Source organism: Streptomyces sp. NPDC002306, from assembly GCF_053593435.1.
In genome coordinates this window covers 1-17937 of sequence record NZ_JBSFCK010000065.1, presented here as the reverse complement: position 1 = coordinate 17937, position 17937 = coordinate 1, and the positions used below count along the sequence as shown (strand labels likewise).

The following is a 17937-nucleotide window of genomic DNA, read 5'->3' as shown; positions in this document are numbered from 1 at the left end:
GCGTAGCGGTGCGGGGCCCACGTGTCGCTGGTTCCCGGCGGCACCAGCCAGATCAGCCAGCGCCGCTGCGGGTCCTCGATCACCGGACCGCACGCATCGGGCTGGTCGTCGCCGGTGTGCTGGACCTGGTCCAGCAGGCTCACCACAGCATACGCCTCCGGACAGGAGGCGGTCACGACGATGTCGAAGAAGCGGCCGCCCAACGGTAACCGCAGCACCCGGCCCCGCTGAAGATCCATCAGACTGCGCACCCGCGCGGCAAGATCACCCATGTCCGTGGCGACATCACCCGGCGCGATCGCCCAGCCGCCCGGCATGAAATCCACACCGGCCACAGGCACCGGCCCACACGGAAGCGCCACACGCTGAGGAAGCGGAGTACGCATCAGGCCGCCACCTCTCCGGTCGCGGGAAGAATGGCCTGCACGGTCTTGCCCACGACCACGTCATCAGCACTCCGCAGGACATCCCAGGACAGCCGGCCCCAGTAGTGGGTTATCCACCACAGTCCCGCGGGCGTCGCCTCCGGCTCCGTGAACTGGTTGGCGATGTTCGCGAAGCCGGGGAAGCCGGGCAGTCCGTCGTCCGCTTCGATCAGCAACTCGTCCGTCTCGTCGATGACGCCCAGGCACAGCCGGACGCAACCGTCACCGAGCGGCCTCCCGTGGCGCACCGCGTTGTCCACGAGATGACCCGCCACGCGGGCGGCGACATCCACGTCGCCGCGCCAGTGAGCCATCGTCAGTGACGGGCGAATGCGCAGCCTGGCGTTCGCGCACGCCCCTTGGTTCGCGACCAGAGCAGTGCTCCAACGGAACCGAGCCTCGGCGCCCAACGGTAGGAGTGTCAGCCCGCCCGCGGGCCTCTCGCCACTCGTGTGCAGTTCAGTACCAGGCGGCGCATGCGGGGCTAAAGCCTCTCTGTTGGCGGGGGAAATTGTGCGCTGTTGAGGGTTCACGGGAGGCTCCCATGGGTTCGGCGCTCGGCCGGGCACTACGGCGGACGAGGCGGCCGGGGACGATGGCTGCCACTCGTGGAGCGGCTGGTCAGTAACCACATAACTCCGCCGTGCAGCAAGTTGATTAGGGCGATCGGGCCCCGATCCGACCGAATACCCTAGGACGATTTGACTTCTGCTTTACCTGACTACGACAGGGTGCCACTACCGTGCCTGCATGGACGCCACGCAGAACGAGGCTCTAAAAGCGTGGATGGACGAGCGCGGATACAGCTCCAATAGCCTGGCTGAAGCGGTGAACAACTCCCTTGAACGGCTCACCGGACGGCCTGGCGGACTGGACGGCTCCTCCGTCCGGGATTGGAAGGCAGGTAGGGTCCGCTGGCCAAAATCCGCTACCCGCAGGGCGCTTGAGGATGTCAGCGGCTTATCCCCCACCGCCTTAGGGTTTGTGGCACGAGGCAGGCCTTCGTCCATCCCAGCCACACCGCAGGAGGACTCCGACATGAAGCGTCGCAATCTCGTCGGCGGTATGGCGGCCGCCGCCGTAGCAGCAGCCGCTCCCGGCGCCACAGGACCCCGCCGCATCGGCAAAAGCGACGTCAGTCGCCTGCAGCAGCGCTTCGCCGAGGTCATCGCCAGCGATCACCGCTACGGCGGCCAGCTCGGCATCGAGCAGCAAGCCACAACACTTGCCAACGAGGCACTCAATCTTCAGAGCGCCGGCAACGCCACCCAACGCGTACGCAACAACTTGTACGGCTGCGCCGCCTCATTCCGATCTTCCGCAATGTGGGCGGCAATCGACGGTCGCCGCTACGCCGACGCGATGACACATATGCGCGAGGCTCAAGCTCTCGCCGAGATGTCTGGAGACCAAGCGATCAAGTTCCGCATCTGGAGCCACGCAGGGGCTATGTACCGTCATATTGGTCGCCCAGCCGAGGCTTTTGCCGCAAACGACGTCGCACGCAACCTGCACATCACGCGCCGGGACCCCATGTTCGCCTCCCTCGGCCTGGCCCGGCAGGCAGCCATCCACGGCGCAGCGCAGGACCACACAGGCACTCGCCGAGCACTCGACCAAGCGCAGGATGCCTTGCAACGCATGAACCCAGATGACTACCGGCCGGTATGGCTACTCGCCTTTTACGACCAAGCCGAGCTCAACTCCCTCGCTCTCTCCGCCTTCCTCTCACTCGGCGACTACCCGACCGCCGAGTCCCACGCTCACCGCTGCCTGGCCACCCTGCGGCCCCACATGCGCCGGTCTCACGCCATCACCACCACGCGCCTCGCACACGCCCAGCTCGCCCAAGGAGACTTTGAGGCCGCTGCGGCTACGGCCATGCGAGTACCTGCCGACGCCGCGACTCAGCACGCGCGGGTCTCCCGCATGCTGCAAGAGTTCGGCGCCGCGCTCCGTGCACGGGCACCGCGCAGTTCCAGTGTGCAGACCTGGACCGACCACACCCGCAATGCCTGGAAGGCCACCGCATGACCGGGACACCCACGACCGAACTCCGCACGTTCACCAAACTGGGCCCCATCCGCGGTGACATCCTCGACGTGTACGCCGAGGTGCGAGCCCCGCTGCTGCACATGCCGAACTACGCGGTAACCGCATTCGGCGAGCGGCTGGACCGGCACAGCGCTGAACCGGGGTTCGCGGTTGTCCTCGCATACGCCGACGGGCACCCGGTCGGCTACGCCTACGGCAATCGCATCGAACACGGTGACCGATACTGGCAGCGCACCGCCCCAGAACCGGCCGAGGAGTACACCCGCCGCCCGGCCGTGGCCCTGAAAGAGATCGGTGTACGGAACGCGTGGCGCGGAACCGGGGTAGCGCGGCATATGCACGACGCCTTCCTCGCCGCGCGGGACGAGTCGTACGTGACGCTCATGGTGAACCCCGCGGCCGGCAATGGAAAGGTTCACAGGCTGTACCACTCGTGGGGCTACCAAGACCTCGGCCAGAGCCAACCATCACCAGCATCGCCAGTGCTCACCGTGATGATTCGCGCCGCCCGCTGACATGCGCAGCTGATGCCACCGCCGCTGTCGTCGTCACTGGGCAAGAAATGCCGCGCTACCACGGCCGCAGCACTGCGCTAGGCGGATCAGCGGGCCACCCGCGCGAGCTGCGCAGTGGGCCGGGGCGGCACACTCGTCTCGGGTTCCTCAGCCGGTGTCTCCCCCTCAGCGGTCCAGTGCGGGCAGGTAGACCAGGCCAGTGTCGAGCATGATGCGGTTGACGTGCACTGTCCGGGGGCGCGGGAGCTGGTCTACGCACGGCAGGAGTGGAGCGACCGTAGCCCCTTCCGGAACAGACGCTGCCGATATCAGTGCCAGCCGAGTTGGCTTCTCGACGGCGTGCTCGATGTGGGGTGGAACACGGGGCCGGGGCCCGAGAGGTCCACCACTCCGGGTTCGACCAGATTGACCGGATTCGGGTCCTGGACATCGGGATGCACGCCACCCTGTCACCCGAACGTTCCTAAGTGAGCGCTTTGTTGCACGACATTACCGGCAGTAGCGCAAGAGGGTACTTATTCCCTCCACCACCTCTCCTCTCGCACCCCCGACACGGCCGCAGAAGCCGCCGCGGCACAGAACCCGTTCCCGCCCGTGAAGGCGTGGTCCGAGCTTGCCGGTTGGCGATGGTGCGTGGTGAAGTCCGACGGGGTGGGCGTGCGGTGAGGACTGCACAGCCACCGGAGCAGAAGAGGAAGTGGCATAGGTCGTTGTATGAGTACCGCACGATGAGTGCACCGTCGCTGGTGTCTCCTGATATGGCCGCCTGGGCGCGAGATCGGCTCGACGGGGGCTGGGCGGCGGTGTTCCTGCCTGAAGAGCCTGCCCGTCTTGGACGAATGTTGCTCTGGCAGCCTGCCGGCGCGGTTGCCGGGGAGAATGTTCTCCCCCTGGGCGTGGAAGCCACTTCGGTGGAACTGGTGTTGCCGCACGGCCGTTCGGTCAGGCGGCGTAGGGTGGAGGGGTTCGGGCTTCCTCCCGCCGTGGCTGTGTGCGCGTTGGCTGGAGCGCGGCCGCCGCATCCGTCCGCTGCCGCCTGGCAGGCGGCTGCCCGCCTCGCGCTGCGGTTGCTCGCCGACCATCGCGTGCATCCGGGTCTTACGCCCGCCGGCTACGACAGCTGGCAGGCGGGTCCGTTCACCGCCGCCCAGCGGCAGACGCTCAGTGCTCTGGCTGCTGCGTTCCCGCCTCATGCCCACTGTCTGCCTGAACCCGGTCCCGGTGCGCTACGGATCGCCGAACCGGCTGGCCTGGTGCGCCGGTTCTGTGACGCGGTCGCGGACGATCTGGTGCGTACCCCGGCCGCGCCGCTTGTCGTGGGGGCGTCGCCGTATGCCTGGCGTGAGACGCGTGCGGTGCCGGCCCTGCGGGAGTGGGTGCAGGAGACGGCCGCCGCGCTGAGCGCCGATGTCGGTGTCTCACTGCGCGTGGACGTGCCCGAGGGACGGCGCCGGCAGTTTCGGGCTGTCCTGCACCTGCACAGCGCGGCGGATGCGTCGTTCGTCGTGGAGGCTGCACGGCTGTGGAACACACCGGCCGAAGTGGAGCGGCTGCTCGGCCCTCGCGCCGAGACCGAAACACTGCTCGCGCTGCGCCGAGGTGCGCGCGTCTGGCCCCCGCTGCAGCGGCTGCTGAAAGAAGCCGCTCCCGACCAGCTCCGGCTCAGTGACGACGAGGCATTCGAGCTGCTGGGCGATGCCACCGACACACTGCGCGCAGCGGGGATCGACGTGCACTGGCCGCGTGAGCTGGTCAAGGCGCTCACGGCGACCGCTCAGATCGCCCAGCGCACCGCCCCCGGCTCCAGCGCGGGCGGTTTGTTGGACGCGGACGCTCTGCTCGACTTTTGCTGGCAGGTCTCGCTGGGCGGTGAGCCGCTGACCGGGGCCGAGATGGACGTCCTCGCCGAGGCGCGCCGTCCTCTAGTCCGGCTGCGTGAGCAATGGGTCATCGCCGATGCGAAGCTGGTGGCCCGCGCCCGGCGCCGCCGCCTGCAGCCGCTCACGCCGATGGAGGCCTTGGCCGCCGCGCTGAGCGGTGAAGTGGAGCGGGACGGGGAGACGTTCGCCTGCGAGGCGGTCGGTGCGCTCGGCGATCTGGTCGCCCGTATCCGCGATCCCGCATCCCGCACGCCCGCTGCGCAGCCTGCCGCTCTCAAGGGGACCTTGCGCGGCTATCAGAAGCGGGGGCTGGCCTGGCTGGCCGAGATGTGTGAGCTCGGCCTCGGCGGCTGCCTCGCCGACGACATGGGCCTGGGCAAGACCATCACGCTGCTCGCCCTGCACCTGCACCGCCAGAGCGAGCCCGCCACCGCGGGGCCCACCCTCGTCGTCTGCCCTACCTCGCTGCTGGGCAACTGGCAGCGCGAAGCGGCCAGGTTCGCACCGGACACGCGGGTGCGCCGCTATCACGGCGGCGATCGCCACCTGGAGGACCTGGCCGACGACGAGATCGTCCTGGTCACCTACGGGGTGCTGCGCCGCGACCGCGCGGTCCTCGGCGAGACCGCCTGGTCGCTGATTGCCGCGGACGAGGCACAGCACGTCAAGAACCCCTACGCCGTCACCGCCCGCGCACTGCGCGCCTTGCCCGCCCGGACGCGTGTCGCGCTGACCGGCACTCCGGTGGAGAACAATCTCAGCGAACTGTGGGCGATCCTCGACTGGACCACCCCGGGGCTCCTCGGTCCCCTCTCCGCCTTCCGCAGCCGGCACGCCCGCGTGATCGAGGCGGAACAGGATCCCCACGCCGCAGCACACCTGTCCCGTCTGGTCCGTCCCTTCCTGCTGCGCCGCAAGAAGTCCGACCCCGGCATCGCTCCTGAGCTGCCGGCCAAGACCGAGACCGACCACGTCGTGCCGCTGAGCACCGAACAGGCCGCCCTGTATGAGGCGGTGGTCCGTGAGAGCATGGCGAAGATCGCGGAATCCGAGGGGATCGCCCGGCGCGGCCTGGTGCTGAAACTGCTCACCGGACTCAAGCAGATCTGCAACCACCCCGCCCAGTACCTGCGCCAGTCCACGCCGCTCGAAGGCCGCTCGGGCAAAATCGATCTGCTCGATGAACTGCTCGACACCATCACCGCCGAGGGGGAATCGGTGCTGGTCTTCACCCAGTACAAGCAGATGGCAACCCTGCTGCAAACGCACCTCGCCGATCGCAGCATTCCCACGCTCTTCCTGCACGGCGGCACCCCCGCAGCCCGGCGTGAGGAGATGGTGGAAGCCTTCCAGCGCGGCGACGTACCGGTGTTCCTGCTGTCGCTGAAGGCGGCGGGCACCGGGCTCAACCTCACCCGGGCCACCCACGTCGTCCACTACGACCGCTGGTGGAACCCGGCCGTCGAGGACCAGGCCACCGACCGCGCCTACCGCATCGGCCAGGACAAGCCCGTCCAGGTACACCGGCTCCTCACAGAGGGAACCGTGGAGGACAAGGTGGCGGCGCTGCTCGAATCCAAGCGTGCGCTCGCCGACGCCGTCGTCGGCTCCGGCGAGGCCGCGCTGAGTGAACTGTCCGACGCCGATCTCGCCAACCTCGTCGCCCTGGGCAGGCAGTCATGAGCTCCTCGATCCCCGGCCCGCGCCGGGCGCCGGCCCGCGGCAGACGTGCCTTCGCCGACACCTGGTGGGGCCAGGCATGGGTGACAGCCCTGGAAGACTCCACCCTGGATGCGGGGCGTCTGTCGCGCGGGCGGACCTACGCCCGCCGCGGCATGGTCGGCCCAGTCACCATCGATCCCGGCCACGTCCAGGCCGCAGTCCAGGGCAGCCGACCCCGCCCCTACAGCTGCGCCGTCCGCCTGCCCGTCCTGACCGGCGGCCAGTGGGACACCCTGCTCAAGACCATCGCCGCCCGCGCCGGACACCTCGCGGCCCTCCTGGACGGCGAAATGCCCGCCGACCTCGTCGACGACGCCCACCAGGCACGCGTCCCGTTCCTCCCGCAGCCCACCGAACTCGATCCCGAGTGCTCCTGCCCCGACTGGGGCCACCCCTGCAAGCACGCGGCCGCGCTCTGCTACGCCATCGCCGCCACCATCGACGACGACCCCTTCGTGCTCTTCGTACTACGGGGCCGGACTCGGCAGGAGGTCTTCGCCCAGCTGCGCGCACGCCGCACGGCGGGCCGGACGGTGCACTCCCCGACCACCCCGGCCGGCGTCCCCGCCGCCGGCGCCTATGCCGCCTGGGATGCCCTCGACACTCCGACGCTGCCCGAGGTGCCCGCACCAGCCGCCCTTTCCGGCACACTGCCCATCGTCCCGCCGCCCGGCAGCGGCCTGAGCGCAGCCGGCCTGGAACACCTGCGGGCCGACGCCGCCACACGCGCTGCCCGCCTCCTGGCCGGCGACACCGCCAGCCTGCACCTGTCCCAACAGCACGACGCCTTCCGCATCGCCGCGAGCATCCCCGAACCCGCATGGCTCCCTCGCCTGATCCACAACACCGGCCACACACCCGCCGAGTTCGCCCGCCTCACCCGCGCCTGGCACCACAACGGCCCTCTCGGCGTCACCGTCGCCGAACAACCCCACACCCCCGACCCGACGACGATGACCGCAGCCCGCGCCGCCTTGACCACAGCCCTCACCGAGATGACCGACGACGCCCGTGTCCCTCTCAGGGCCTGGCGCAACCGCCTCACTCTCACCGACCAGGGCATCCAACTGCGCCTGGGACCCGACTCCCGCTGGTATCCCTACCTCCGAGGCGAGGACGGCCAATGGTGGCCCGCAGCACCAGCCGACACCGACCCCGTCGCAGCACTCACCACCGTCTGGCACCAAGCCGACCACTAAGGGCCCGCAGAGGAACAACATGCGGGCGGCCACCCCACCGAACTGCGGCATCAAGTCTCAAAGCCGGCAAGTTAATTCTCTGCGGGCCCTAAGAGTCATCCCGTAATGGGATGTCGTCCGTCCGGTTCCTGTTCGGGTGGGCCGCCGGGTGGCGGCGTGTTCCGTACTGGGGCGGCTGTTCCGACGTGGGCCTTGTGCCGCGTGGTTGCGGGTCGGGTCTCATTCGGGGTGGGCCGGTACCGGTCGGTCGTGTTTCGCCGAGCAGAGGCCTGCGGTTCCGGTGTTCCGGAGGTGCGGGCTGCCGCGTGGGTGCGGCCCCGGCTGGGGCGGGCACCGCGCTGCGGTTGCCGCTAGCCGCCGACACCGGCCCGGCGTGGGCGCTCGCCACGGGCGTGGTCGAGGGCCGTCCGGCCGTCGCTGCGGGTGGCGACGACCGGACGGTACGCGTGTGGGACCTGGTCGCACACCGTCGGGTGAGCCCGGACCTGACCTTCCCCTCGGAAGTGACCGCCCTGGCCATGGCACCCGACGGGCGGCTGGCTGTGGGCTTCGGGCCCGACCTGGCGGTCTTCATCCCGCACTCGCCGGCCCGAGCAGCGACCACCCATCCGCCAGAAGGACCAGCCCCGTAGCGCCATGCAGTCGAGTACCGGAGTTCGGGACAGACCGCCCGATGAGCAGACTCGTGCCGTAGGCCTCTCCTGACGTCGCTGTCGTTCCAGAAAATCCACTTGCTGTCAGCGAACGACGCCTCGGACGGGATGGCCCCGATGTCCGTGGCAAGGCAGTAGGCCGCCACCTCCCAGTCAATCCACTCACGCATCTGTTCTGCCAGAGTGCCATGTCGTTTGCGCCTCAGGCTGTGCCCCGGAAGACTTTGGGGCACAGCCTGTAATTGGCGTGTTGGCAAGTCGCCTGAGACCTCACCACTCTTCTTTGCTCCAGCGTCGTCGCACCTCATGGCGGACAGCTTCGAGAAATTCCCCTGGAGGCATATATTCATGATCTACGATGTAATGAGTGATCAAATTTGGCGCGACGTACAACGTGCCGTCATCCGACTTGACCCTGATCTCCGCACTACCCAATGAATAGCTGGCTTCAAATCTCTGCGACCAAACTTCCTGAAGCTCGAGTTTTCCGCAGAAGGTGCAGTAGTGAAACCCGCGACTCTGCTCCTCAAGTAGGTAGCCCAGATCAGCGAGATTTTCGATGTCGTCAACCTCAACTTCCCCTTTTCGGAACTCATGCCCTTTTATGAGCCAGCCGATCGTCGTTCCCTCCGGCGGGGAATAGTAGTCGTAGTCGTATAGACCGAAATCCGGATAGTACGGCATTCTAGCTCGATTCCAGCGAAGAATGCGGTCGGCCACCCCCTAGGTGGTCGACCGCACCCACTTCTTGATACTCAGCAGTCCCATGCCTAATGCAACTCGGCCACAGGCGCAAGGACCCAGCCGCCTATGGAAGGACGGGACTGGCACTGGTCGTCACGGTAGGACTTGAACCTCCGACTTCTTCCGCATCAGGGAAGCGCTCAACTGAGCTGCGTGACGCGGGAAACTAGCTGAAAGCCAGCGAAGCATGCGTCTCCGTAGACGGGATCGAACCGTCGACCTCATCCTTGTGAGAGCTGCTGAGCTATACGGAGCTGGGCACGCCGCTGACCTCCATGCGCAGCGGTCGTAACCCTACGCATGGACATAACGAAGCCCATGTACGAATGTCCGGTTCAGCCTGTTTTTGCAAATGGTGCAAGATTCAGGTAAAAACTCTGCTTCTCGAGAACGCCACCCTTCAGGTCGGCACCCCGCTGAGGAACCGTACCCAAGACGACAAAGGGGCATAATTCAACCACGTTCAGCGGAAGCGCTCGGAACCTCAAGCCGTGGCCTCGGCCATAAAATTTTCGGAGGTAAAACATGGACGTTGTGTGGTCCATGACATCGGCGCAATCCGCACGCTTCGATTCCACCGAGAGGCACTCGGAACTGCATGACCTTGTGAGCGCCTTCAGGGAACTGCGAGCTAGCGGTCAGGGGCATCTGGAAGTCAATTTCCCGGATAGTCTGTACCCCTATTTGACCCTCAGTTTCCTGGGTGATCATGCCGTCATTCATCTCTTCACCTCCGAGGGCAGTGTTTCCCTTCTTCATGGGGATGGCTCTGTTTCTCCGGAGGGAGAAGTCGACGTTCCGGTCATGGACGATCTAGGAACCTTCACAGGTGACTTCGTCATGGGAGTCGATCGCGCATGGGATGTTACGGAGAATTTCGTCCGAGCGGGAACGGTCGAAGGGCTCGGAGAGTGGTGTGAGCTGTAGCAAAATTTAGCCTCTTGCGTAGCACTCGAACATGTCAAGAACGGCCAACTGGTCAGGAGCAACGCATGAAGAAGGCGCTCACCCACCGAGTAGCACCGATTTTTCTGCTAACGCAGGCCGCATACCTCGCCCTGCTCGAGTTCGCGTTCGCCTTTCTGACGCCAGAGACTGGGGAACTCGACCACACCGAGCCTGCAGGAAGCGATGTCCTCATCTACGCCGCCGTGGTCGGGGCCGTGTTCCTGGGCCTGATCGGAGGTACCGTACTGCTGAGCTCCAGGCAGGCTCGGAATAGGACGGCTGGACGCCCTTTGCGCGTCGTGTGGTTGGCACTGCTCGGGCTCGGCGAAATCGCAGTCGCTGGAATGTTCCTAAAGTCAATAGTGTCCGAATCGATAGGGACGGATACGGTAATCGGCGTGCTCGCCATCGTCATAAGCTGCGGGCTGGCACTCTGCTGCTCCGCCGAAGTCAGAGAAGCGATGCGCCGAACACCACCTGGGTTCAACTAAAGCTTGTCCCGTAAACGATCTCCGTACCCCGCGACCAGTAGCCCTGCCTGCTGGTCCGGACGTGCGGCAGACTTCTGGGACCAGACATGGCCGAAGGGATGGGGAAGGCGCATAGAACACATCAGTGAGTCGTTGACGGGCTGTGGTCCGTCGGTGCTGGACGCGCTTGGCGTTGCTGGGTGGACAGCAGGTCGCAAGATCGCCACTGGAGAGTGGGCACAGCAACTGGAGGCCGCTGGGTTCGAGCTCAATGACACGGCGATCACGGTCTGGGCCGAGTTCGGCGAGCTGACGATCAAGAGCTGCCCCGCTCGCGTCCCCGCCTCGTCCCTGCACATGGACCCCGTTGACGCCTGCGTCGACACCGCGGCGGAAGCGTCCAAACTGAGGTACCGATACGCAGAGAACTACAGCCCTCTGGGTATGTGGTCGGTCCAGTTCAGGTCGTATATCGCGGCCAGCGGGCGCGTCGTCGCCGTCGGGCCGAACGTACTCTGGCCCCTGGGGTCGACCTTCGCGGAGGCGCTGACCTACGTGGTGGAAGGCGATGCCGGCGTCAATCGTGCAGAACGAGCAGGCTGGCTCGCCAACTGCCTGACCGGCGGATGAGACGATCTTGCGGTGGCTGGTGTGATCACGGCGTCGGAGCCGTCCTGGATAGCCCCGTTCACCGGGCTGAGCCCTCGCCTGTTCGGCAAGTTGGTGACCGTCCTGCGGCGGAAGGGTGCGGACGCCGTGCGCAAGGGCCGGCCGTGGAGCCTCCCGCTGGAGGACCGGGCTCTGCTACTTGCGACCTACTGGCGCACGAACTTGACGATGCGCCAACTGGCACCGCTGTTCGGGGTGTCCAAGTCGTCGGCGGACCGTATCATCGACCACCTCGGGCCGATGCTCGCGCTCCAGCCCCGCAGGCGGTTTGCCAAGGACACCGTGCTCATCGTGGACGGCACCCTGGTCCCCACCCGCGACCACACCATCGCCGCGCAGTCGAAGAACTACCGGTACTCCACCAACCACCAGGTCGTCATCGATGCGGACACCCGCCTGGTCGTGGTGGTCGGCCGGGGCCTTGCCCGGCAACCGCAACGACTGCAAGGCGTGGGAGGAATCCGGCGCCAAAGCCGCCGTCGGCACAACGCTCACGATTGCGACGGCGGCTATCCCGGCACCGGGCTCGTCATGCCCCACCGCCGACGCAAGGGCGAAGACCTTCCGGACTGGAAGGAAGCACACAACCAGTCCCACAAGCAGGTACGCGCCCGCGTCGAGCACATCTTCGCCCGCATGAAGACCTGGAAGATCCTCCGCAACTGCCGACTCAAAGGCGACGGCGTCCACCACGCCATGCTCGGAATCGCGCGGATGCACAACCTCGCCCTCGCCGGATAGGCGAGCGGACCGCACCGCCGCCGACCCTGCTCCCGGCAACTCAAAGATCATTTACAGGACAGCCCTTAGTCGTTGCAACACTCCGACAGGACTGTGCAATGACTGGCAGGTGACTCACCGCTGCGTGCGGCCTGGGCAGCGGAGGCGGGCGGGGCATGTGCGGGAAGTCGCGCCGGTTGGCGCGAGTCGCTACCGATGGCAGGTGGCTGTCAGCGCCCTCGCGTAGGTTCTGTCGGTTCGGCTCGACAGGCGGGCCGTCAAGCCGAGGGATTCGCCGTAGTGAGCATCCACCTGCACTTTCGCGCCGTGGCTGGGCGTGAGATCCGCGACGACCACGCCTGGCTCGCTGCGTTCATGGCTGAGGCTTGGGAGAACAACGATGACGAACAGGCTGCGGGCATCGCCCACGCCATCAACAAAGATGGGGACGCCGTCGACGACTTCTACGCCGCGGCCGATGCGCTCTTGACCGACGCCGGCGAACCCTGGACACTCCCGATCTACGGCGGCCGTCCCGTGTCCCACAGCGCTGACGCCGGCCCCTCCGATCCTCCGCTGATGCTTCTGGAGCCGCCCGCGGTGTCACAAGCCGCGCGCTTCCTTGCGTCTGTCTCATTCGACCAACTGTGGAACATTGTCGGCGCCGACTTCATTGCCCTCGGCTGGACCAGACAGGAACTCCTCGAACATCACCAGGACCTCGAGGAGTTCTACAGGCAGGCAGCTTCGGCGGACCACGCCGTCGTCAAAGCGGTGTGGGCTTGAGACAGGGCCACGCTCTGACCACAGGCATTCGTTGACGGCTGCCACCAATGCAGGCGTCTCGTAGAGGACCGCGGCGACCCGGGCCGACCGTGCCGGCCGCTGCTGATCCTCTGCCGCCACCGCGGCCAGAGCGGGAACGAACGGGCGGCCACGTCTCCACGCTGAAGCCGTCACTGCCGCTCGTCCAGGTGCGGAAGCAGCGCGGACAACATCACAGCGCGTTGCTCGGCGGGCTCCTCCGGTGCGCCGTCGACTATGCCGGTCCGGCCTGCGTCGGTCTTCGGGCTTCAGACTGCAGCGGGTTGAGGTTCGCGATTGCCTTCGCCGGCCGCGTGCGGACGGTGGTGGACAAGGAAGGGTCGGCGTCGGCCCGCAAGCGAAACGAGTTGCGTGTGATGCCTGGCCGTCTTCTCTCCCCTGCCCGTGCCCTGCCGGCGCCGCTGAAAGCTCTGACGCGGAGCCTTGAGGCGCGAGGCGTCAGCGTCGACGTCGAGCTCGCCCGTGACATCGCGCGTTGTGACGAGGGCACGCGAGGCCTTGCGGCACGGCACGTCCTCACGAAGGTGGGAGCCAGCAGGATCGCGCGGCCAGACGGCTATCGTGTCGACGCCCGCAGCGGATATGTCCATCCTGTCGCGGTGAACGTGCCGAGCTGAGCCATCCGTCTCCCGGACGTGTTCATTCCCCGGGAAGGCTACGCCTTCGTGGCCGTGCGGCTCCTACATCATGAGCTCGCTGCTCTGGCACATGTCGCGGATGACGCGGTCCTGCTCGCCGCACTGCGTGAATCCTCGCCGTGGGACATGCTCGCGCAGCTGGCGGACGGCAGCCTGTCCGCCGTCCGGATCAAGAACGAAGTGTTCTCGGCCGTGTACCGGCGTCGGTATACGGCCGATCCAGAGCTGCGTGACCTGTGTCCGGCGCTGTTCGCCTACATCAATGCGATGCACCGGGCCGGAACCGCTCCGCTCCAGGCGGTCCGTCCGCTGGCCGCTGATACCGCCTATGAGACGTTCATGCAGGCCGCCCGGCACAGTTGCGGTGACCTGGTCCTCATGACCCGGGTTCTGGGGGTGCGCCGGCTATGAAGTCCTGGGTCAGTCCCACCAGAGCACGAGGAGTAGGTGCCGTTGGGATGCAGCAAGGCAGAACTCGCGCAGGGCATTGAAGTGCCCCAGCAGGTAATTCCTCGGGCCACCGACGATCTTGTCCGCTCCATGACCGATCAAGGATGCGGCCTCGGTGTCGTCGGTCGGCAGGCCGGCCAAGACGGCCGGAAAATCGATTTGACCGAGCAGTTCCGAGACGCGGGCCACTTGAGCTGCGGAAAGGGCGGTGGGAGGTGGTCCGAAGGGACCGATGGCATGCGGGTGTGTGTTGAGAAAGCCGAGATCGATCGCCGAGTTGCCCTCGGTGGCCTGCCGGAGAGCATCGAGGTGGGCTCCGTCGAGACCTGCCAGCTTGCAGACGCGTTCCAACAGGGGCGGTGCCCAGTCCAGGTCCAGGACGTCCGCCGACGGCGGATCCCAGTGGGGATCTCCATCGGTCGATGTTCCGGCTGACTGACGACAGGCGGCGAGATACTCCGCCGGGACGCGGGCGAGTTGTTGGGTGACGGCCATGACGGCAGTATCCCGACGGCGTCCACCGGTTTTCCTACTTGGTTGGGGTCTTGGCGGGCTTGTCGGTGGGGTTCTTGGGGCGGTAGCTGGGGCCGTTCATGATGACCTGGTGAGCTGAACCGGATTTTGTAGCGGCTCTGAAGCCAGGCATGATCGCCTCGGCAGATGGGAGAACACAGCTCCGATGCCTGCACCACGGAAATACCCCAAGACCACGGAGCTAGGGCCGGTCCGCGGTTGTCAACGGGGCCGGGGAAGTCGGGGGAAATACCGGTCACGGCAACGGGGCTCCTGGTAGAGCGAGGAAGCCGACCAAGGTCTTCCTGCTTGAAGGAGCCCCGTTGCCCGTTCAGTGCCCGGCGCTCGCTTCCGGGAGTTTCATGTACGGGGCGAACAAGAAAGGCAGGGTGTGGTCCGAACAGGACATCATCGGGATGCGCTACTACGGAGGGGGAGACGGGAAGAAAAAGCGGTCCGCAGTTCCGAGCCCCACGCCAGGGGCCAGCCCGAACGTAGAGGTCATCCCCCGCTCGTCGAGCCAGCCGACTGCTGGCCCGTCGCCGTCAACGGCCTTGGTGGAGCTGCACCCGTCGAAGGCGACCGTGCGCCAGCACCGGTAGCGCACCCCGGGTGTGAACGGCTGCGCCACGGGACCGGCCAGCGTCTCGAACAGTAACCGCAACGGCGCGATACCCAGCCGCCGGCGCACCTCTCGCAGCGCCTTCTCCGACGGACGCGGTGGAAGGAGCGCGCACAGCCCGGCGGCCAGCTTGTCCCACACACGCACGTACCCCAGCTGCGGAAAGAGAGCCAGTGCCAGGACGAAGTACACACCCACCCTCGACGGAAGCAGACGCAGCCTCCGCTGAGTGCCGCCGGTACGTTTCAGCACGTCATCGACCAGTTCAAAGGGCAACTGCCGGGTCAGCTCGCCCAGATGCCCCGGAGCGAAGACGCCGTCGGCGACGGTGACGGTGACGGTGACGGTGACGCTGACGGACGACGTGAGGGTGACGGTGGGACACTGAACGGGCAACGGGGCTCCTTCAAGCAGGAAGACCTTGGTCGGCTTCCTCGCTCTACCAGGAGCCCCGTCGCCGTGACCGGTATTTCCCCCGACTTCCCCGGCCCCGTTGACAACCGCGGACCGGCCCTAACTCCGTGGTCTTGGAAATACCCCGACGAGCTCCGTGAGCGAGTCGTCCGCGAAGTCCAGACCTGCGGTCGTCCGGTCGCTCACGTCGCGAAGGACTTGGGCATCCACAAGGAGGCCCTGCGCGGCTGGGTCCGCCAGGCCGAGGCCGACAAGGGTGACCGGCCTGATGTCGACGTACGACCCAAGCTGGCCCTGGCAAGGTTTTCGTGAAGCGGGGCTGTGCCACCGTGCGCCGGTGACGTTCCGTCACAGGTAGTGGGACTGTCAGCGAGCGTGATGCCCTCGTACGGATGGTGTCTCCGCACCTTGATGTGGTGCGGGTGGAGCGAGTGTGGGTGGCGGGCAGTGTGGTCCGTATCGCCGCGTGCACGCGTGAGTTGTTGGTGGCGTGTCCCCGGACTGCGGTCGCGGTTCTGCACGGGTGCGCAGTCGCTACTGCCGCACATTGACCGATGTCGCTGTCGGTGGGCGTCCGGTGCTGATCGGGCTGTCGGTGCGGCGGTTGTTCTGGGTCGTGTCTCGCTTCGTGGTGTAGGGGATCAAGCCTTACGCGTTCCAGCACAAAGCGCCTGACGATCTCCGGAGAGGGTGCAGCCCACGAGATCGCCAGCCGGGACGGGTTGAACACCAGGTCTTGCAGAGCCACTGCCCCCGACCTACGGATTCCGGTGCCTTGATCGACTGCACCACCCAGCGGGACGGCATCAACCCGCGCCCAGGAACCTCAAGGAGCAGGAGCGGCGTCTTTCTGGTACGGACGGGACAGTCATCGGGGTTGCCGCGAAGGGCTGAGCGCCAACGCGGGCTACGACCATCCGGCGAGGCGAGTGGCCCTGTCATGCCGACAGGCAACTCCGCAATTGTGCGGCCCCTGCGACGAGTTGAGCAGAAGCGTCCACATCTCGCCGATCGGTGTCACTCGGGGGCGGCTGTGGACCGTCGTCCTCGTTGACGCTCACACCCTTGCGAGGAGGGCGGGCTAGCGGAACAGACCTTCACCAGGTACCTTGTGCCGCATGGTACTGCCGGATGGAGCACGTTCTGGAGTGAGTCAACTCCGGCGCGGAATTTTGCAGTTCTGCGTCTTGGCGCTGCTGCGTGGCGGCGAGAGGTACGCCTTTGAACTGGTTCGAGAACTGTGCGAAGCTCACGGACTCGTCACCAGTGAGGGCACCATCTACCCACTGCTCTCACGGCTCCGGAAGGAGGGGTGGGTCGACACCGTCTGGAAGGAATCCGATTCAGGACCCCCACGCCGGTACTACACCCTGACCGCGACGGGGCGCCGAGCACTGGACGAGTTCGCTCGCGAGTGGATGTCTTTCAAAACTTCCGTTGACAACCTCCTGGACAGTGAGGAGAGCCACGAGTGACCTCAAGACGACATAAGCTCATAGATGAGTACCTGGAACGATTTGACAACGCGTCTGTATTCCTCCCCGCTGATCGACGCGAAGAACTCAAGCAGGAGATCGTCGAACACATAGACGCCGGCTTGGAGGCAGCAGACGCGCAGGATGCCGACGCAGTCCGCACCGTCCTGGATCGGTTGGGGCCGCCCGCGAACATCGTGGCCGCTGAGCTCAGCGGCCAACGGTCCACTGGTTCCACCCCAGTGGTCAGACCTGTTGCCCTTGCCGCCGACATGGCGCACAAACACGAGACCGACCGCCAGGACCAGCTGCAACAGGACAAGCGCGCCGAGCCTCCAGCATCTTCGCCAACACCTCGAAGAAGGAAGATCCTCCTGATCGGGCTGGCAGGGACAGTACTCGTTGTCGGCGCGCTGGCCTTCGGCATCACACCCAGCAACGATGCGCCTGACTATCAGGGACCGACCCTCGCTCCATCCCAAAATGAAGTCAGCGGCAATACGCCGCCAAGCGAGCAGCCCACCGGCAGCAGCGACAACCCCACTGCACTGCCCTCCGACGGGCACACCAACGCCCAGGACAACCCCACGGGCGCAACACCCTGACGATCACACACCGGCAGGACGGCATCCATCAGACATAGGGTGTCGGTGGTCTTCGAAAAGAGGTTCTGGATCACTTTCAGTGCCAGGGCCACGGAGGGTCACCGAAGCCGCCATCACCGACCCGATCGCAGTGTACGGGCTGCTGGAGGTGCTGCGAAAAGCCGGGGCCACCGTGACTTGTTCAGCCCGCCCGTCCCCTTCACTTCTTCATGGTCCCGCGGCGTAAGGGGGTGCGCAGAGACGGATGTGGGCAGGCCAACCATGCGTATGTGGGCCGTTGACCTGGCGTGATGTGGATGACTAAGAGATATCCCGTAATGGGGCGCAGGTCGTGTCGGGGTGGGGTGGTGGCGGCGGTTACCGGATGTCTAGTTTGAGGTTGTGGAGTGCGGCGA

18 protein-coding genes, 1 tRNA gene and 2 pseudogenes are annotated in these 17937 nt (G+C 66.3%); 15 read left to right on the top strand and 6 right to left on the bottom strand.

Going from position 1 to position 17937, the window contains the following annotated elements; all coding sequences use genetic code 11:
• A pseudogene (locus ACWCQK_RS39600) lies at nt 1–326 on the bottom strand (hypothetical protein); the annotation flags it as partial.
• Between the two features lie 59 nt (nt 327–385).
• The gene (locus ACWCQK_RS39595) at nt 386–739 is read right to left on the bottom strand and encodes an ATP-binding protein (RefSeq protein WP_451163737.1); all 354 of its coding nucleotides are present in this window, start codon (nt 737–739) and stop codon (nt 386–388) included.
• Nucleotides 740–1175: 436 nt separating this feature from the next.
• Between ACWCQK_RS39595 and ACWCQK_RS39590 the strand changes: the two genes are divergently transcribed.
• The 5 genes from ACWCQK_RS39590 to ACWCQK_RS39570 all read left to right on the top strand — a co-directional run bounded on the left by ACWCQK_RS39590 (nt 1176) and on the right by ACWCQK_RS39570 (nt 8428).
• Entirely contained in the window at nt 1176–2459 is a 1284-nt protein-coding gene (locus ACWCQK_RS39590; RefSeq protein WP_451163735.1) for an XRE family transcriptional regulator, read from the top strand.
• Nucleotides 2456–2995: an N-acetyltransferase family protein gene (locus ACWCQK_RS39585; protein WP_451163733.1), complete on the top strand. Its 540-nt coding sequence runs from the start codon at nt 2456–2458 to the stop codon at nt 2993–2995. Before ACWCQK_RS39590 ends, ACWCQK_RS39585 begins: the two co-directional genes overlap by 4 nt.
• Nucleotides 2996–3723: 728 nt before the next feature.
• On the top strand, nt 3724–6558 hold the full coding sequence (locus tag ACWCQK_RS39580) for a DEAD/DEAH box helicase (protein WP_451163731.1): 2835 nt from the start codon (nt 3724–3726) through the stop codon (nt 6556–6558).
• Nucleotides 6555–7796, top strand: coding sequence for an SWIM zinc finger family protein (locus ACWCQK_RS39575; protein ID WP_451163729.1), 1242 nt, complete (start codon nt 6555–6557; stop codon nt 7794–7796). Before ACWCQK_RS39580 ends, ACWCQK_RS39575 begins: the two co-directional genes overlap by 4 nt.
• Nucleotides 7797–8101: 305 nt before the next feature.
• Complete coding sequence (locus ACWCQK_RS39570; RefSeq protein WP_451163727.1) at nt 8102–8428, top strand: hypothetical protein; 327 nt, start codon at nt 8102–8104, stop codon at nt 8426–8428.
• A 291-nt stretch (nt 8429–8719) separates the two neighbouring features.
• Here the strand turns inward: ACWCQK_RS39570 and ACWCQK_RS39565 are convergent, their stop codons facing one another.
• Nucleotides 8720–9169: a DUF7919 family protein gene (locus ACWCQK_RS39565; protein WP_451163725.1), complete on the bottom strand. Its 450-nt coding sequence runs from the start codon at nt 9167–9169 to the stop codon at nt 8720–8722.
• 111 nt (nt 9170–9280) lie between these two features.
• Nucleotides 9281–9352 (bottom strand) — tRNA-Ile (locus ACWCQK_RS39560).
• A gap of 366 nt (nt 9353–9718) precedes the next feature.
• Between ACWCQK_RS39560 and ACWCQK_RS39555 the strand changes: the two genes are divergently transcribed.
• From ACWCQK_RS39555 to ACWCQK_RS39525, 7 genes are all read left to right on the top strand, one after another.
• A complete protein-coding gene (locus tag ACWCQK_RS39555) occupies nt 9719–10120 on the top strand; it encodes a hypothetical protein (RefSeq protein WP_451163723.1) in 402 nt (133 codons plus the stop codon).
• 65 nt (nt 10121–10185) lie between these two features.
• On the top strand, nt 10186–10632 hold the full coding sequence (locus ACWCQK_RS39550) for a hypothetical protein (RefSeq protein WP_451163721.1): 447 nt from the start codon (nt 10186–10188) through the stop codon (nt 10630–10632).
• Nucleotides 10633–10785: 153 nt separating this feature from the next.
• Nucleotides 10786–11241 (top strand): SUKH-3 domain-containing protein, encoded by a 456-nt coding sequence (locus tag ACWCQK_RS39545; RefSeq protein ID WP_451163719.1) that lies wholly within the window; start codon nt 10786–10788, stop codon nt 11239–11241.
• Between the two features lie 12 nt (nt 11242–11253).
• The gene (locus tag ACWCQK_RS39540) at nt 11254–12021 is read left to right on the top strand and encodes a transposase (protein ID WP_451163717.1); all 768 of its coding nucleotides are present in this window, start codon (nt 11254–11256) and stop codon (nt 12019–12021) included.
• A gap of 279 nt (nt 12022–12300) precedes the next feature.
• Nucleotides 12301–12786 (top strand): DUF1877 family protein, encoded by a 486-nt coding sequence (locus ACWCQK_RS39535; protein ID WP_451163715.1) that lies wholly within the window; start codon nt 12301–12303, stop codon nt 12784–12786.
• A 302-nt stretch (nt 12787–13088) separates the two neighbouring features.
• A complete protein-coding gene (locus ACWCQK_RS39530; protein ID WP_451163714.1) occupies nt 13089–13442 on the top strand; it encodes a hypothetical protein in 354 nt (117 codons plus the stop codon).
• A gap of 18 nt (nt 13443–13460) precedes the next feature.
• Nucleotides 13461–13874, top strand: a complete 414-nt coding sequence (locus tag ACWCQK_RS39525) for a hypothetical protein (protein WP_451163712.1) — start codon at nt 13461–13463, stop codon at nt 13872–13874.
• Between the two features lie 9 nt (nt 13875–13883).
• Here the strand turns inward: ACWCQK_RS39525 and ACWCQK_RS39520 are convergent, their stop codons facing one another.
• Complete coding sequence (locus tag ACWCQK_RS39520; protein WP_451163710.1) at nt 13884–14408, bottom strand: DUF1877 domain-containing protein; 525 nt, start codon at nt 14406–14408, stop codon at nt 13884–13886.
• Between the two features lie 562 nt (nt 14409–14970).
• Nucleotides 14971–15444, bottom strand: a pseudogene (locus ACWCQK_RS39515) (transposase domain-containing protein); the annotation flags it as partial.
• Here ACWCQK_RS39515 and ACWCQK_RS39510 point away from each other — a divergent pair.
• The 3 genes from ACWCQK_RS39510 (at nt 15346) to ACWCQK_RS39500 (ending at nt 17542) form a co-directional block, all read left to right on the top strand.
• Nucleotides 15346–15774, top strand: a complete 429-nt coding sequence (locus ACWCQK_RS39510; protein ID WP_451163708.1) for a transposase — start codon at nt 15346–15348, stop codon at nt 15772–15774. The pseudogene ACWCQK_RS39515 and the gene ACWCQK_RS39510 overlap by 99 nt on opposite strands.
• Before the next feature lie 875 nt (nt 15775–16649).
• Nucleotides 16650–16937, top strand: a complete 288-nt coding sequence (locus ACWCQK_RS39505; RefSeq protein WP_451163706.1) for a PadR family transcriptional regulator — start codon at nt 16650–16652, stop codon at nt 16935–16937.
• Nucleotides 16934–17542, top strand: a complete 609-nt coding sequence (locus ACWCQK_RS39500) for an HAAS signaling domain-containing protein (RefSeq protein ID WP_451163704.1) — start codon at nt 16934–16936, stop codon at nt 17540–17542. Before ACWCQK_RS39505 ends, ACWCQK_RS39500 begins: the two co-directional genes overlap by 4 nt.
• Nucleotides 17543–17937: the final 395 nt, after the last annotated feature.